Origin of the sequence: Methylorubrum sp. GM97 (assembly GCF_024347855.1) — a bacterium.
Lineage (GTDB): Bacteria > Pseudomonadota > Alphaproteobacteria > Rhizobiales > Beijerinckiaceae > Methylobacterium > Methylobacterium extorquens.
In genome coordinates, this window is the sequence record NZ_AP025942.1 from 1,500,652 (window position 1) to 1,516,230 (window position 15,579).

Genomic DNA, 15,579 nt, shown 5'->3' on the forward strand with positions numbered 1-15,579 from the left:
CGTTATCCTGGCACGTCGTCTTGAAACACTGGGTCCAGCGCCGGAAGCCCGGCGGCTGCGGCTTTCCTTATCCGGTCCAGCGCCACCTCGAAAGCGAGACGCGTTGCCGGCTCGGCAGAGGGGGGCCCGGCGAGCACCACATCGTAGGCGCCGTCGCGGCCCACCAGGGTCAGATCGGCGGGGCCCGGATGGGCACAGCCCTTGGCGCAGCCCGAGACATGAGCGGTGAGGCCGGCCAGCGGCGCCAGCGCCTGCGCCAACCGGGCGGCGTGGTCGGGCACCGGGGTCGTGCCGGAGCGGCAGGCTGGCGCACCGGGGCAGGCAGCGACCGCCCGGCGCGGATCGTCCGGCGTGACGATGAAGCCGGCCCGCGCCAATTCGGCCTGGAGGGCGGCCGAGCGGCTTGCCGGAACGACGAGGGCGAGGCCGCGCTCCGCGCTCAGCCGCACATCCTGCGCCCCGGCCAGCGCGGCGACCTGTTCCAGCCGATACGCGGTGCAGCGGCCGAACGGCGCCTGGACGAGGAGCGCCGCTCTGTCCGCGCTCAGGGCGGCGAGCCCCGGCGCGGCCGGAGCCGGAGCCGGCGCGAGCGGCGTCGGCTCGAACGGGAAGAAGCCGGCCACCGCCGCAATCACGGCCCGCCCGTGGGCGTCGAGGTCGCGCATCCGGCGTCCACCGATCTCGGCGAAGGCCGCGAGCGCAAGTCCGATGGCGCCCGCCGCCTGACGCTCGGGCAGCACGCCGCAGCGCAAGGGGCCGGTTTCGGTCGCGAAGCCGAAAGCGACCTGCCCCTGCCCCTCGGCGAACAGGAAGAAATCGGCCTCGACCGTGCCGAGGCCGTGGGCGCCGCCACCATCGATCGCCACCAGCGTCTTGGGTGGCAGGCCCGGCACCGCGAGCCCCGCCGCCTCCACCGCGCGGGCGAGCGACGGCACGTCGATCTGTTCCGTGGGATCGAGGCCGGCGAGCGGCGCCGTCAGCGTCAGGCGCTGCGGGCCGCCGTCGTCGCGGGTGTCGCCGAGGCCGGCTTGCGCGAGGGCGCAGGCAAGCGGCGCGGCGCTCGCCTCGCTGACGCCGCGGATCTGGAGGTTGCCGCGGGCGGTCACGTCGATATGGCCGTTGCCGTAGGCCCGCGCGCCGTCCGCCACCGCACGCAACTGCGCCGGCGTCAGGCGCCCGAGCGGCGGGTGGATGCGGGCGAGCAGCCCGTCGCCGGTCGGCATCGGCCGGGCGAGCGAGGGGCACCAGCCGCGGCGGGCGCCCTCGGGCAGGGTGCGGCGGGCGCTCATTCGGCGGCCAGCAAAGCATCGGCCGGGGCGGCGTTGCGCCGGCTCTGCCACAGGCCGCGGGCGCGCAACTCGTCGAAGCGCTCGAGGATGGCGCGGGTCGCCTCGGGGTTCGCCGCCTTCAGGGCGTCGAAGGTTTCCGGGTCGGCGATCCAGGCGCCGTAGAGCCGGTCGAGATCCTGGCTCGACACCGCATCGGTCGCGGCGGCGAGCACGAACACGGCATCGATGCCTTGCGCGAGTTCCTGCGCGCCGCGGTAGCCGTGGCGAAGCTGCGCCGCGATCCAGCGCGGATGGCCGAGCCGGCCGCGGATCAGCCGGGCGACGTCCTCGCGGGCGGTGCGGGTGCGCGGCGCCTCCGGGTTCGAGACGTCGAGGCTGTAGAGCGCAGGCGCCCTCCCCTCGGACGCGGCGGCGGCAAAGAACCCGCCCATGGCGTCGGCGGCCGCATCGCCGTCGAGCAGGTCGCGCTCGGCGACGTCGAAGGCGTGGACATAGGCGTCGGCCGCCGCGACGCGGGCGGCGAAATCCGCGTCCGCGCCTTCCGTGTCGCCGTAGGCGTGGGTGGTGGCAGCGAGATAGGCGGTGCCGAGGTCGGTCCGGCGCTCCCACGCGCCGTCGAGCGCGGTCTCGGCCGCGCCCGCGCCGTAGCGGCCGGGGGCCGCGCCGTAGATCCGGGCGGCGGATTCGCCCCGGCGGCGGGCGGCGGCGAGCGGGTTCTCCTCGTCCTCCTCCTCACGGGCGGCGACGGCGCGGGCGGCGCGGTCGAGCAGCGCCAGGGTCTCGGGAAAGGTATCGCGGAACGCGCCGGAGACGCGGCAGGTCACGTCGATGCGCGGCCGGTCGAGAAGGGCCAGCGGCAGCACCTCGAAGCCTGTGACACGGGTCGAGGCATGGTCCCAGACCGGGCGCACGCCCATCAGCGCGAGCGCATGCGCCACGTCCTCGCCGCCGGTGCGGAGCGTCGGCGAGGCCCAGAGATCCATGACGATGCGGGCTGGGTACTCGCCCCCGTCCTGAAGGTAGCGGCGCACCACCGCGTCCGCCGCCTTGGCGCCGAGCATGGTCGCGGCGCGGGTCGGCAGGGCGCGCGGATCGAGCGTCGTCAGGTTGCGGCCGGTCGGCATCACGTCCTGGCGCCCGCGCGAGGGCGAGCCGGCGGGGCCCGGAGCGACGAAGCGGCCGTCGAGGGCAACGGCCAGGGCAGCCCGCTCCGCCTCCGCGCTCGCCTGTACCGCCTCCGAGGCATCGGCGGGCGCGCGGCCGAAGACGTGCAGGCCATCGCGGAACGGGGTCTCGCCTAGATCGCACAGATGCGCGTCGAGCGCGGTCAGCGCGTCGGCCATCGGCGTGTCGCCATCGACGCCCGCGCCTTCGAGCAGGCCGGCCGAGGCCGCCTCGTCGAGGATCGCCGTGGCGATCAGCCCGGCCCGGCGCGGATCGAGCACGCTCGCGGCGGAGTATTCCTCGACCAGTTCGCGCAGCGCCGCAGCCTCGGGGGTGAGCCCGGCCGCTTCGACGGTGGGGGTAAGGTGGCCGAGCGCAATCCCGCCGAGCCGGCGCTTGAGCGGCGCGGCCTCGCCGGGATCGTCGACGATGAAGGGATAGACCACCGGCAGCGCCCCGACGGCCAATGCCGGCCAGCAATCCGGCGACAGCGCCACCGCCTTGCCCGGCAGCCACTCGGTGGTGCCGTGGGTGCCGAGATGGATCAGCGCGTCGAAGGCCCTCCGAACGCCCAGGTAGAAGGCGAGATAGGCGTGGGTCGGCGGCTCGTCGGGGTCATGGTAGCCGGCCTTGCGATCGGCGGCGCGGCCGCGATCGGGTTGGAGGAAGAGGGTGAGACTCTCATCCCTCTCCCCTCTGCGGGAGAGGGTGGCCCCCGAAGGGGGTCGGGTGAGGGGAGCGCCCGTTCCAGAAAGACCTGAGCTGGCCCCTCTCCCGCCTGCTCCGCAGGCACCCTCCCCCGCAGAGGGGGGAGGGTTTTGCGCCGCGCAGACCATCCGGAACCGAAACGCCCCGTCCCGGGAGAGCGGGTCGTCCTCCGGTGCGCCCCAGCGTTCGGTCAGCTCCGTCCGGCGCTCTTCCGGCAGTTCCTCGAACCACGCCGCGTAATCGGCCAGCGAGACCGAAAAGCTCGGCTCGCCCTCCGTTAGCGACGCCATCAGCGCACCGGCCTCCGGCAGCGCCCCAGCGGCAAAGCCCGATGCCGCGAGGTCGGCCGCGATGGCGCGGGCGCTTTCCGGTGTATCGAGGCCGACCGCGTAGCCGGCGCGGCCGCCGCGGGCGGGATAATCGGAGAGCACCATCGCCAGCCGGCGTTGTTCGCGCGGCGTTCGACGCAGGCGGACCCACGCGGCGGCGCGCTCGGCGAGCGCGGCGATGCCGGCGGGATCGGGCACGGCGCGGCGCTCCGAAAAGCCCTCGACCGCCGCGGCCTCCTCCTTGAACGAGATCGGGAAGCCCGAGAGGCGTCCGTCGAATTCCGGCAAAGCCACCTGCATGGCGAGGTCGGACGCGTTCATGCCCCGACCCGAGGCGGCCCAGGCGTCGCGGGGCGCGCCGATCGTGTAGGCCTGGATCACCGGGCAATCGGCGGCGTCGAGCACGAAGCCGGCATCGTCGCGGGCGGAGAAGGCGGTAGCGGCGAGCACGATGTCCGGCCGGCGCAGGGCGAGCGCCGCGCGCAAGCTCGCCACGGCCTCCGGGTCCTTCAGGCTCGACACGGCGAGCGTGACGCTGCCGATGCCGCGCTCACTCAGCGCGGCGGCCAGCTGCAGGGCCGGCGCCGTCTCGCCGGAGAGCACCGCCGAGCGGTAGACCAGCAGCAGCGCCAGCGGCCCCGGCCCGGCGGCCCGCATCGCCGTCTCGAGCGCGACGGGTCCGCAGCCGGGGCACCACGCGAAGCCGCGCGGCAACGCCTTCGGCGGCTCTGGCTCGAAGGCGGCGCCGGCCTCCGCCGCGAGGCTGCGCAGCAGGTTCTTCAGGTTCTCCGGGCCGCCCGCGCGAAAATAGGCGTCGAGGCGGATGCAGGTCTCGGGCGGCACGGTCGAGAAGGCGTCGAGGCGCGGATCCGGCCGATCGTCGCCGGGCAAAACCGCAAGTTTGACACCCTGCGCCCGTGCCGTCGCCGCAGCCCGCTCGATGCCGTAGCGCCAATAATCGAGCCCGCCGAGGCAGCGGATCACGCAGACCTTGGCGCGGGCGATCACCGCATCGACGTAGAGATCGACCGACATCGGGTGGCGCAGTTGCGCCATCTTGGCGAGCCGCAGCGACGGCAGGCCGGGCTCGGCCGCATGCGCGCGCGCGACAGCCGCAAGGTCGGTATCAGTGAACGACAGGAAGACGATCTCGCCCGGGCTCTGGCCGAGATCGACCGCCGCCTCGCCCTCGTCGAGGGAGACCGTATCGAGGCGGATCAGGTGCATGGCGCGGGCGCCCTCACGGCTCCAACGGGACGCGCGCCGGATGGGCCCGCTTGCGCCGGATGCGCCAGACCAGCCGGAGGAGCAAGGCGGCAAAAAGGACAATCGGCAGCCAGGGCAGGCTCGCGACGGTGAAGCGGAGGGCCGAGGCCGCGCTCTCGCCGAGGATCGGGCCGCTGCGCGCCCAGACCTCCTGCACCGGGGCGAAGGCGCCGGCCCGCGCCCGGCTGGTGCGGAAGTCCACCGTGACGATCTCGGTGTCCACGCGCTCGTCGAGCCCGCGGCGCGTCCCCTCCGCCTCCTCGATCTGGCTCTGAACCTGCGCCAGCTCGCCCGCGATCTTGATCAGATCCTCGGCCCGGTTGTCCGGCTTCTCGGCGAGCGCGGTCAGGCGGGTGCGGTAATCGTTGAGCTGAGCGAGGCGCCGGCCGGTATCGGTAATCGAGGCGGTCAGATCCTCGGCGCGGGTCGCCTGCTCGATCAGCACGACGTCGCCCGCCGCCTCGCCCGGTAAGGGCGCAGTGACGAAGGCGACGTAAGGAGCGACCGCGGCGTGCGGCAGCCGCACCTCGATCTGCGCCTGCGGCGGGCTCGCGCCGTTGCCGTCCCGGATCGAGGAATTCAGCAGCGTGCAGGTCGCAGCCTCGTTGAGGCAGCGGTCACGGGCGGCGGCGAAGTGCGGCGCCACCCGGTCCGGCCCGAGGCCGACGGTGAGGTCGTGGCGATAGGCGAGCTTGGCCGTGCTCCCCTCACGCGCGGCGGATACGAAGGGCGCGGGTGCAGGGGCCTGGGCCATCCGCATCGCCCCGTCCGCCTCGCGCCCGCTGTCGGAACAGCCGGCGAGCAGGGCGAGGACGGGGACCGCGAGCCAGAGCCCGCGCGGCCGCCGGCCTGCGGCCTCGCCCCGGTTCATCCGCGCAGGGCGGCGGCGACCGCGTCCTGATCGAAGCCTTTGAGGCCGATGACGACGAGGCGTCCGTCGCGGGGCTCCGAACCCTTCCACGGGCGGTCGTAATGGGAGGCGACGCGCCGGCCGACACCCTGCACCACGAGGCGCATCGGCTTGCCCTTCACCTCGGCAAAGCCCTTGATCCGCAGCACGCCCTCGGTCTCGGCCGCCTTCTCGACGCGGGCGGACAGATCTTCCGGGCTGCCGGCGATGCCGACGGGGATCGCGACCGATTCGAAATCGTCGTGGTCGTGATCCTCGCCCTCGCCGTGATGCGAGGGGCGCGCGTCGAGGTCGTCCTCGGCCGCCGCCGCGATGCCGAGCAGCACACGCGGGTCGAGCCGGCCGTGCTCGGTCTCGACGATCTCGACCGCGCGGGGCAGGTGCGCCTGGATGTCGGCGCGGACCTTGTCGCGGCCCGCCGCGTCCAGCAGGTCGGCCTTGTTGAGCACCACGAGGTCGGCGCAGAGGATCTGGTCCTCGAACACTTCCTCCAGCGGGTTGTCGTGATCGACCGATTGGTCCGCCGCGCGCTGGTTGGCGAGGGCGTCGGGGTCCTCGGCGAACATCCCCGCGGCGACCGCCGGGCCGTCCACCACGGCGACGACACCGTCCACGGTGACCCGCGAGCGGATCGCCGGCCACTGGAAGGCCTGGACCAGGGGCTTGGGCAGGGCGAGGCCGGAGGTCTCGATCAGGATGTGCTCCGGCGGCTCGGGCCGGTCGAGAAGCTTGGTCAGCGCCGGGACGAAGTCGTCGGCCACGGTGCAGCAGATGCAGCCGTTGGGCAGCTCCACCACCGAATCCTCGTTGCAGCCCTCGATGCCGCAGGCGGCGAGGAACGAGCCGTCGAAGCCGAGATCGCCGAACTCGTTGACGATGATGGCGAGCCGGCGCCCGCGGGCGTTCTCGACGGTGTGGCGCACGAGCGTCGTCTTGCCGGCCCCGAGGAAGCCGGTGACGATGGTGCAGGGGATCTTTTCCACGAGGCTCATGGGTCAGGGCGTCCGGTTCGGGGCCGCCTTGAGCGGCGGGATGCGGGCGACGACGCCCTTGCGAAACGCCTCCGGGCGCTCGCGCCAGGGCACGACGCCGTCGGGGGTCTCGAGGTAGCGGCGCAGGCCCGCCAGGAGGGTGCGGGCGGAGGTGTCGGGGTCTTCGAGCGCGTCGAAGTCGCCGTAGACGTAGGTCCAGCGGTCGGGCGAGACGACCGCGACGGTGCAGGGCCGCTTGCAGACCGAGAGGCACTCGGCGCCCTCGATCGTCAGGCCCGGCACGGGCTCGCGAGCGGCCTCCGCCAACAGCGCGGCCAGCAGCTTGGCCCCGGCGCGCGGCTCGGAGGCATCGCCTGCCGCGCGGCAGGTGGTGCAGACCGACAGGATGGCGGTATCGGGATCAGGCATTCGCACGGGCACCCGCCTCGCGGCCGAACAGGCCCCAGGCCCAGCCATAGGCGAGCCCGATCACCGCCCAGAACACGAAGCCGATGGCGAGCGCGCGCGCGGCGAACTGCGCGGCCGTGGCCGGCGGCACCTGCGAGGAGACGGTGTCGATCGATTGCGGCGCGCCCGCGAGATGCGGCGCGACGATGAGGACGAGGCCACCGAGGATCGTCAGCGGCACCCGCCGCACGGCGATCAGGTAGAGGCCGAGCCCGGTCGCCACCACCGTCATCAGCCACCACGACTGGCGCAGCACAAGCGGCGCTGCACCCATGCCCGGCAGCTCCGGCGGCAGGCCGATGGCGGGGGCGAGGACCACCGCGAGGAAGCCGGCGATACCAACGACGAGTCCGCCCTGCGGGGTCGGCTCACGGCGAAGTGCCAGCATCACCGCCGCGAGCAGCAGCGCGTAGCCGACGCCGCCGACCAGCGTGGCGAGACCGGTGAAGGCCATCCGCTGAAGGCCCGGTGCAGGCTGCCACGCGTCGGCCTTGCCGTGGTCGTGTCCGCCCTCGCCATGCGCATGCGCGTGGGCCGGGACGATCAGGGCGGCGAAAGAGGTCTCATCGCGCGAGGGCGCGAGGGCGGCATGCGCGCCCTCGCCTTCATAGGTCTCCGCCTGGAGGATCAGCGGAGAGGTCAGCGCGAGCTGCAGGCCCGTCGCGACGACGGACGCGAGGAAGCCGGCGACGAGCGCCGCCGACAGCAACCGGATGATCATGGGACTGCTTGAAGCCGCTGGATGCGCGGATCAGTGGCAGGGGAAGTTCTGCGCGTGGCGGAAATCGTGCGCCGCGTTGTGCAGGACGCTCGCCGGAGCAAAGCCCGCCACGAAGACGAGACCAAGGCCGAGGAAGGCGGCGACGAGGAGCGCGCGGGCGCCCTCGGCCGAACGGGTGGTGGCGGCCTGGGTCTGAAGGGTCGCAGTCGTCATCGGGTCACGAGCTCCGGCCGCCCCACCGGCGGCGTTCGAGAACAAAACTTCGCTGGACGGCAGGTCTCCTGGCTCGCGGCTGGTATCGTGCCTGCCGCCTTCCCGGATCACCCGGTGGCTCGTGGCAGGAACTCGCCGCTTACAGTTGCGGGGGCAGCCGCGGAATTGAGGCTTCTGGAAAACCTCTCACCGCATTCCCTTTTCACCCCGTTGCCGGGGCACCGTCACGGAGCGGTCATAGCCTGATGCGGACGGACGCACAACGTGTCCCGCACCGGCCGCAATCACCGCAGCGCCCAGAGGAAGGCCGCCACCGCCGCCAGACCGAGCCCGCTGCGGACTGCGTGCAGGCGGATCCAGCGTTGCATCAGCGGCGCCACGACCGGATCGGTACTCGATGCAGCGAGCAGGGCACGGTTGGTCGGCATGATCGCCAACAGCGTGTAGGGCCAGTTGGCGAGCGCGAGCGCCGCCCCGAGCCCCCATCGCGGATCGCCGGTACGCGCCCAGGCGAGCAGACCGAGGGCGGTGGCGGCCAGCGCCAATCCGCCCTGCATCCGGGTCGCGCGGCGATAGCTCGGGCGCCATTGCTGCAATTGGGAAGCCGGGTCGAGGACCAGCCGGGCCGGATGCTCCACGAAGCCGACATAGAGCGCAGCGCCGGCAAAGGCCGCTGCCGCGACGAGGGCGAGTTCACCGATCAGCATCGTGGTCTCCCGGTTGTTCGCCGCTCCGGCGTTCGCCGGCCCGCTCGCCGATGGTCCGCACGAGGGTGCGGGCCGCCTCGAGCGCCGCCGGGTCGAGATCGCGGGCGAGTGCGGCCGCCCAGGGCGCCTGCCGCACCGCCGCCGCCGCGTAGGCATCCCGGCCCGCGGGCGTGAGGAGAACGAGGCGGGCGCGCAGGTGGTGGGGATTGTCCGCGAAGGTCACGAGGCCCGCTTTCGCCAGCTCATTGACCGTCCGCTGCACGCCCTGGCGCGTCATGCCCATGTCGCGGGCGATGCGGGCGACCGGCAGCGGCTGCGCGGCGAGCGCGACGGCGCCCAGAACCTGCCAGCGGGCGCTGGTGAGGCCGAGATCCCCCACCAGCCGGTCGCCGGCGGCCAGCAGCGCGCCGCTGGACCGGAAGATCTCCAGCACCAGAGCCGTCGCGGCGTCCGCGGCCTCATGATCCGACCGTTTCATGACAATATGCTGCCCATTTGACAACAGATTGTCAACAGACTGGCTTTGACGCGCTGGCGGTGCGTGAGGCAAAGGGTGCGGATGCTTCAGGCCTCCCCTCGGATGACCCTGGTGCTCGGCGGTGCGCGCTCGGGCAAGAGCGCCTATGCCGAGCGGCTGATCGAGGCCTGTCCCGCCCCCTGGCTCTACATCGCCACGGCGCAAGCCTGGGACGAGGAGATGCGGGTCCGCATCGACGAGCACCGGGCGCGGCGCTCCGACTCCTGGCACACCCTCGACGTGCCGATGGCGCTGCCGGAGGCGGTGGCCGCTGCGACCGGGCCGGTGCTGATCGATTGCCTCACGCTCTGGCTCACCAACCTGCTGCTGGCCGAGGCCGATCTCGATGCGGCGACCGAGGCCCTGGCACGGGCCTGCGCCGCGGCGCCGGGTCCGCTGGTGCTCGTCGCCAACGAAGTCGGCCTCGGCATCGTGCCGGACAACGCCCTCGCCCGCCGCTTCCGCGATGCGGCCGGGCGGCTGCACCAGCGGCTGGCGCGCGAGGCCGACCGGGTCGTGCTCACCGTCGCCGGGCTGCCGCTGACGGTCAAACCCTCACGCGAGAATCCCTGATGACCGAAGACGACACGCGCCACCGCGAAAAGATGGCCAAGCGCAAGGCGGTGCAGGACGCCGAGGTCGCCTCGAAGAAGATCGAGAAGGGCCTGCTCATCGTCCATACCGGCCCCGGCAAGGGCAAGACCACGGCCGCCCTCGGCCTCGTGCTGCGCATGCTCGGGCGGGGTCACCGGGTCGGCGTGGTGCAGTTCATCAAGGGCGCCTGGGACACGGGCGAGGCCCGTGCGCTCAAAAGCTTCGGCGACCAGATCGTCTGGCAGGCACTCGGCGAGGGCTTCACCTGGGAGACGCAGGACAAGGCCCGCGACATCGCCGCCTGCCATAACGCCTGGGACACGGCCAAGACGCTGATGGCGGACGAGAGCATCCGCCTGCTCGTCCTCGACGAGCTGAACATCGCCCTGCGCTACGATTACCTCGACCTCGACGCGGTGCTTGCCGACCTCGCCGCCCGGCGCCCCGACCTCCACGTCGTCGTGACCGGCCGCAACGCCAAGCCGGCGCTGATCGAGGCCGCCGACCTCGTCACCGAGATGGGCAGCGTGAAGCACCATTTCTCCGCCGGGGTGAAGGCGCAGGAGGGGATCGAGTTCTGACGCCCGGCCCAAGGGCCAGGGACCGGGACGCCGCTTCCGGTCGCCGGCGCCCTCCCCCGGACTGAGGGCGTCCGAAGTTCGGGCACGACGCGCGTCGATGTCCGCCAAGTCCGATCTGGCCAAGTCCGATCTGGCCAAGTCCGATCTGGCCAAGTCCGATGTGGGCCCGCGTCACGAAATGCCGGATTCCTGGCCGTTTCGGCACCGGGCTCGAGGGCGCAGCGGGCGTATCCTGAGAGACCCGCCCATTCGGCACGATCGATGCCGGCGCGGCGATATTGAATTATATTATCACAAAATCAAACCGAAGCCTAGAAATTCAGCACTCATCTGCCTTTCACTGCCGAAGCATCAGGTGAGAATCCTACAAGGCAGGCCGAGTGTCAGGCCTATCCTGCTATAACAATTGATCACCTGCCTTGCGCCGCGCATGCAGCCCCGGCCTTCGCCCGGCCGGGCTCATCCTGCCCGTGGACGATGGATCATTGATCGCGTGCGTCTCGCCGGAGAATCGCGTGCGGGCCGCGGCCGGACGGGCCGTGATCGCCCGTCCTCCTCGGCACGTCGGTCGCGAGAGCAAGAAAGGGCACGGCTCCATGGAGCGCAGGGACATCCTCAAGACCGGACTGCTCACGTCGATCGGCTTGGCGGCCGGTGCGACAATCCCGAAGGTGGCGGCCGCGGAAACCGGCAAAGCCGGCGTGCAGCCCGCGGGGATTCCTGCGACGGACGGCGGCGAGTGCTTCCGCGTCGAGAAGGACAGCATGGGTGAGGTGAAGATCCCCTGCGACAAGCTGTGGGGCGCCCAGACGCAGAGGTCGATCGAGAATTTCGACATCGGGATCGAGCGGATGCCGCGTGAGCTCGTGTCGAGCTACGCAATCCTGAAAAAGGCCGCTGCCAACGTCAACTTCGCGGATGGCCGCCTCGGCGAGACGCAGCACAAGCTCATCGTTCAGGTCTGCGACGAGATCCTGGCCGGACAGCACGCGGAGATGTTTCCGCTGCACGTCTGGATGACGGGCAGCGGCACCCAGTTCAACATGAACGTCAACGAGGTGATCGCGAACCGGTCCAGCCAGATCGCCGGTCAGCCGCTCGGGAGCAAGAATCCCGTGCATCCCAACGACCACGTCAACATGGCCCAGTCGTCGAACGACACCTTCCCGACGGCGATGTACATGGCCGCCGCGATCGCGGTCCGGCAGCGGCTGGCGCCTTCCATCACCGAGCTGCGGGACAGCATCGCTGCGAAGGCGGAGGCGTGGAAGGACATCATCAAGATCGGGCGCACCCATATGCAGGATGCCGTCCCGATCACGCTCGGGCAGGAATGGTCGGGCTATTCGGGCATGCTGAGCGACAACCTGGAGCGCTTCGACGACGCGCTGAAGGGCGTCTACCGCCTGGCCATCGGCGGCACCGCGGTCGGCACCGGCATCAACGCGCAGCCGGGCTTTGCCGAGGCGAGCGCGAAGGAGATCGCGCGGCTGACCGGCCTGCCCTTCGTCACGGCGCCCAACAAGTTCGTGGTGCAAGGCGCGCACGACGCCATCGTCCACCTGTCCGGCACGCTGCGCACGCTGGCCGGCTCGCTCTACAAGATCGCCAACGACATCCGGCTGCTGTCCTGCGGTCCGCGGGCGGGCCTGGCCGAGCTGATCATTCCGGAGAACGAGCCGGGCTCCTCGATCATGCCGGGCAAGACGAACCCGACCCAGGTCGAGGCGCTGACGATGGTCACCCTTCAGGTGATGGGCAACGACGTCAGCACCGGGTTCGGCGGCGCCAGCGGCTCGCTTGAAATGAACGTCTACAAGCCGGTGATGATCTACGACGTCCTGCAGTCGATCCGGCTGCTGAGCGACGGCAGCCGCAACTTCCGCAAGCACCTCATCGAGGGCACGAAGCCCAATCACAAGCGGATCAAGGACTACGTCGATCGCTCGCTCATGCTGGTGACGGCTTTGGCCCCGACGATCGGCTACGACAAGGCGTCGAAGATCGCTCACCTCGCGCACGAGGAGGATCTCAGCCTGCGGGAGGCGGCGCTCAAGCTCGGCTACGTCTCCGAGGCCGACTACGACCGGATCGTCGATCCGCGCAAGATGATCGCCCCCTACGTCGCCAAGAAGTAGTCTTTTCGCGTGAGGCGGCCCGATCACCCCAAAACCGCGGGATGATCGGGCCGAGCGACCGAAGCCCATCGACCGGGACGCGGCCTAAGCCGCGTCCCGTCGCGTGCGTAAAAATCAATACTCGATGATGTCTTCGAGCGCGTAGTGCTTGACCGTCTTGCGGTTGGCGATCAGCTCGTCGATCGTCGGCTCGCCCTTCATGGCGCGGGCGATGGCGAGCTTCGTCGCCTCGTAATTGGTGCGGTAGAGGTCCTTGCGGTCGAGGTTTTCGTCCGTGCCGCAGCGCTCGTCGAGCCAGATCGTGATGATCATGCAGAGTTCGTCGAGCCCGTCCTTCGGCAGGATGCCCTCGATCACGCAATCGACGATGGCGTCAGCCGTGGCCGCCTGAACCACGCCGCCCAGCAGCTCGGCATATTCGGCGGTGTGGATCGTGACCTTGGTGGTCATGATCGTGGAGGGGCGCACGAGCTGGTTGAGGTCGCGCACCACGAACATGCGGGTATGGCCCTGGACCTGCCCCAGCATGCTCGCGAAACCGTGGCCCACGGGGCCGCGGGTGGAGCCGATCAGCACCTCCGGCATCGCGTCGGTGAACTGCCCTTCAGCCGCGAGCACGGTCGCCTCGCCGGTGCGGAACCAGATCTCGGACATGTCGGTCATCCCTTGCGTTGTCGTGTGGTGTCGCGCCCGGCGGGCGGTCGGCGCGCAGACATCATCCCCGGCCGCGCGCGTCAATCGTCTTCGCCCAGCCGCCCGCCCGCGCAGCGCCCCTGGTCTGAGGCGGAGAAACCCTCCATGTCAGGCTCGGCAAGGACCGGAAGGATCGATTCGATGAGCGAGCCCGGCAAGGGCGTTGGAATGGGCAGTGGATCAGGCGAGGGAACGGGCAACGCACCGAGCGGCGAGCGCGGCTGGAGCTTGTCCGCCACGCCGGAGGGCGAGGGCGTGCGCCTGGAACTGGGACTGCCCGATCTCGGCGGCCGCCCCGTCACCGCGATCCTCAGCCTCGACCGCGCCGAGGCGCGGGCCTTCGCTCGGGCGCTGCTCGCCGCGGCGGGCGATGCGACGGAGCGGACCTTCGTCAGTCCGCAAGAAGCCGACCACGAAACCTGAAGACGAGCCTGACCGCGCCCCCGATCAGCGCTGGTTGCGCCGTCCGGGCAGCCGCGGCACCGCCGTGCCGCGCGGCTCCACCGGCGCGTCGCAGGCATAGGCGAATTCGGTCTGCAGATCGCTGAACACGGTCTCGCCGGTGATCTTGCAATCCTCGCGCACGGTCTCGTCGAGATAGGTGCGCGCCGCCGTGCGGAAGCGCGCGGCCCGTGTCTCGGCCGGCGGACGCCCGTTGCCGACCCGGCCCACATCGCAGCCCGTCACCTCGCGCAGGGCGTTCGAGACCACCAGAACCCGGCGGCGCTGGCGGTTGTCGTAGACCTCGTAGGGCTCGTTACAGCCGATCGTGACGACCTGCGGCACCTGGCTGACATAGGTCTGCGAGATGTAGCCGAAGCCGGTGCAGCCCGAGACGGCGAGGCTGCCGCCCAGCACGAGCGGGAGCGCGAGCCACCGAACCGTCGTCGCCATCTGCCGCCTCATACGGTGCCATCTCTCTCCCGCGACCGGCAGGAATGGACGCATTGAAACGGTCCAGCTTGCCCGGTCAAGCCGGCCCTGTTCCGGATCGGTCCGACGAGGCCTCACGGCACGGGCCTGTGACGGCGCGCTGCGGAACGGACCGGCGGGGCCGCCGCGTTGCCCGCGGAAGGTGCGACAGGAAGAAGGACGGTTGAGCATGGTGGAGATCCGGCACGACACGGTGACGGGCAACGGCGTGCAGCTGCACGTCGCCCGGGCCGGAACCGGCAGCCCCCTGGTGCTGCTGCACGGCTGGCCGGAATTCTGGCTGACCTGGGAGCCGGTGATGGCCCGGCTCGCCGACCGCTTCAGCCTAATCGCGCCGGACCTGCGCGGCTTCGGCGCCAGCGAGAAGCCCGATCACGGCCCCTCGGACAAGGCCGGTCCGGAGGTCCACGCCGCCGACATCGTCGGCCTTCTCGATGCCCTCGGCCTCGCACGCGTCGGGATCGTCGGGCACGATGTCGGCGCCTCTGTCGGGCAAGCCCTCGGGCGCTCGCATCCGGACCGGCTCACCGGCCTGTTCTTCTTCGATTGCCCCTATCCCGGCATCGGCCCGCGTCTGGCCCAACCGGAGATGCTGGCCGAGATCTGGTACCAATCCTTCCACCTCAAGCCGTTCGCCGCAGAGGTGGTCGGCGCCAGCCGCGAGAGCTGCCGCGCGTATATCGGCCATTTCCTGCGCCACTGGGCCGGCGGAAATCCATCCGCCTTCGACGCGGTGCTCGATGCCTTCACCGACAACTTCCTGGTCCCGGGCAACCTGCAGGGCGGCTTCAACTGGTATCTGAGCCGGCAGGCGGGACGGCTCGCCATGGTGCGGGGCGAGGCGCCGGCCCTGCCGCCGATCCGCGTGCCGACCTGTATCCGCTGGGGCACGCAGGATCCGCTCTTCCCCTACGCCTGGACCGACCGGCTCGGCGAGACCTTCTCGAATCTCGATCTCGCCCCGTTCGAGGGCGCCGGGCACTTTCCGCATCGGGAACGCCCCGAAGAGGCCGCGGCGGCGATCGCGGCGTTCTTCGGGCGGCTGGAGGCTTGAGGCGGGCGGCCGGCATCTGGGTCTCGAACGCAACGTCCAAGTCATCACCGCCGAGCCAAGCTTCGACGATCCGACGCCGACGGTAGCGTTCTCGACCGAGCGGGCCGCGAACTGACCCGCGCCGGTCAGCGTCTCCCGAAAGACACGTGAACCCAGACTCCGAAATTCACGCAAACGTGCAACAACAGGCGTTACCCAGTTCGATTCCCGGTCAACCGATCGTTCACAAATATCATAGCGTAATCGCCCCCAGCGCCGACGTGGCGAAAATTTCGAAAAAACAACTGGGGGGCCGATGCGCGTCCGGAATCTCTTCGTTTCGT

16 protein-coding genes and 1 riboswitch are annotated in these 15,579 nt (G+C 71.1%); of the genes, 5 read left to right on the forward strand and 11 right to left on the reverse strand.

Annotated elements, in window-relative coordinates:
• Nucleotides 1–2 precede the first annotated feature (2 nt).
• The 9 genes from cobG to MSPGM_RS07075 form a co-directional block, all read right to left on the reverse strand.
• Nucleotides 3–1,289: a precorrin-3B synthase gene (cobG, locus tag MSPGM_RS07035; protein ID WP_012752460.1), complete on the reverse strand. Its 1,287-nt coding sequence runs from the start codon at nt 1,287–1,289 to the stop codon at nt 3–5.
• Nucleotides 1,286–4,717: a cobaltochelatase subunit CobN gene (cobN, locus tag MSPGM_RS07040; protein WP_012752461.1), complete on the reverse strand. Its 3,432-nt coding sequence runs from the start codon at nt 4,715–4,717 to the stop codon at nt 1,286–1,288. Before cobN ends, cobG begins: the two co-directional genes overlap by 4 nt.
• Nucleotides 4,718–4,730: 13 nt before the next feature.
• A complete protein-coding gene (locus MSPGM_RS07045; RefSeq protein ID WP_003606630.1) occupies nt 4,731–5,627 on the reverse strand; it encodes a DUF4349 domain-containing protein in 897 nt (298 codons plus the stop codon).
• A complete protein-coding gene (cobW, locus tag MSPGM_RS07050; RefSeq protein ID WP_003606629.1) occupies nt 5,624–6,658 on the reverse strand; it encodes a cobalamin biosynthesis protein CobW in 1,035 nt (344 codons plus the stop codon). Before cobW ends, MSPGM_RS07045 begins: the two co-directional genes overlap by 4 nt.
• Before the next feature lie 3 nt (nt 6,659–6,661).
• On the reverse strand, nt 6,662–7,066 hold the full coding sequence (locus tag MSPGM_RS07055) for a DUF1636 family protein (protein WP_012752462.1): 405 nt from the start codon (nt 7,064–7,066) through the stop codon (nt 6,662–6,664).
• Nucleotides 7,059–7,826, reverse strand: a complete 768-nt coding sequence (locus MSPGM_RS07060) for a CbtA family protein (protein ID WP_003606627.1) — start codon at nt 7,824–7,826, stop codon at nt 7,059–7,061. The genes MSPGM_RS07055 and MSPGM_RS07060 overlap by 8 nt, the downstream gene beginning before the upstream one ends.
• Nucleotides 7,827–7,856: 30 nt before the next feature.
• Nucleotides 7,857–8,039, reverse strand: a complete 183-nt coding sequence (locus MSPGM_RS07065) for a CbtB domain-containing protein (RefSeq protein WP_003606625.1) — start codon at nt 8,037–8,039, stop codon at nt 7,857–7,859.
• Between the two features lie 40 nt (nt 8,040–8,079).
• Nucleotides 8,080–8,280: riboswitch (cobalamin riboswitch) on the reverse strand.
• A gap of 43 nt (nt 8,281–8,323) precedes the next feature.
• The gene (locus tag MSPGM_RS07070) at nt 8,324–8,746 is read right to left on the reverse strand and encodes a DUF1772 domain-containing protein (RefSeq protein WP_003606623.1); all 423 of its coding nucleotides are present in this window, start codon (nt 8,744–8,746) and stop codon (nt 8,324–8,326) included.
• On the reverse strand, nt 8,733–9,224 hold the full coding sequence (locus tag MSPGM_RS07075) for a MarR family winged helix-turn-helix transcriptional regulator (RefSeq protein WP_012752463.1): 492 nt from the start codon (nt 9,222–9,224) through the stop codon (nt 8,733–8,735). The genes MSPGM_RS07070 and MSPGM_RS07075 overlap by 14 nt, the downstream gene beginning before the upstream one ends.
• An 81-nt stretch (nt 9,225–9,305) precedes the next feature.
• Between MSPGM_RS07075 and cobU the strand changes: the two genes are divergently transcribed.
• From cobU to fumC, 3 genes are all read left to right on the forward strand, one after another.
• The gene (gene cobU, locus MSPGM_RS07080) at nt 9,306–9,836 is read left to right on the forward strand and encodes a bifunctional adenosylcobinamide kinase/adenosylcobinamide-phosphate guanylyltransferase (RefSeq protein WP_003601900.1); all 531 of its coding nucleotides are present in this window, start codon (nt 9,306–9,308) and stop codon (nt 9,834–9,836) included.
• Nucleotides 9,836–10,438, forward strand: coding sequence for a cob(I)yrinic acid a,c-diamide adenosyltransferase (cobO, locus tag MSPGM_RS07085; RefSeq protein WP_003601901.1), 603 nt, complete (start codon nt 9,836–9,838; stop codon nt 10,436–10,438). Before cobU ends, cobO begins: the two co-directional genes overlap by 1 nt.
• 596 nt (nt 10,439–11,034) lie before the next feature.
• The gene (gene fumC, locus MSPGM_RS07090) at nt 11,035–12,576 is read left to right on the forward strand and encodes a class II fumarate hydratase (RefSeq protein WP_003601902.1); all 1,542 of its coding nucleotides are present in this window, start codon (nt 11,035–11,037) and stop codon (nt 12,574–12,576) included.
• 114 nt (nt 12,577–12,690) lie between these two features.
• On the opposite strand, the gene fae is transcribed toward fumC, so the two are convergent.
• On the reverse strand, nt 12,691–13,230 hold the full coding sequence (gene fae, locus MSPGM_RS07095; protein ID WP_003601903.1) for a formaldehyde-activating enzyme: 540 nt from the start codon (nt 13,228–13,230) through the stop codon (nt 12,691–12,693).
• Nucleotides 13,231–13,410: 180 nt separating this feature from the next.
• Between fae and MSPGM_RS07100 the strand changes: the two genes are divergently transcribed.
• Complete coding sequence (locus MSPGM_RS07100) at nt 13,411–13,692, forward strand: hypothetical protein (RefSeq protein ID WP_003601904.1); 282 nt, start codon at nt 13,411–13,413, stop codon at nt 13,690–13,692.
• A 24-nt stretch (nt 13,693–13,716) separates the two neighbouring features.
• On the opposite strand, the gene MSPGM_RS07105 is transcribed toward MSPGM_RS07100, so the two are convergent.
• Complete coding sequence (locus MSPGM_RS07105; protein WP_003601905.1) at nt 13,717–14,163, reverse strand: hypothetical protein; 447 nt, start codon at nt 14,161–14,163, stop codon at nt 13,717–13,719.
• 208 nt (nt 14,164–14,371) lie between these two features.
• Between MSPGM_RS07105 and MSPGM_RS07110 the strand changes: the two genes are divergently transcribed.
• Nucleotides 14,372–15,256: an alpha/beta fold hydrolase gene (locus MSPGM_RS07110; protein WP_003601906.1), complete on the forward strand. Its 885-nt coding sequence runs from the start codon at nt 14,372–14,374 to the stop codon at nt 15,254–15,256.
• Nucleotides 15,257–15,579: the final 323 nt, after the last annotated feature.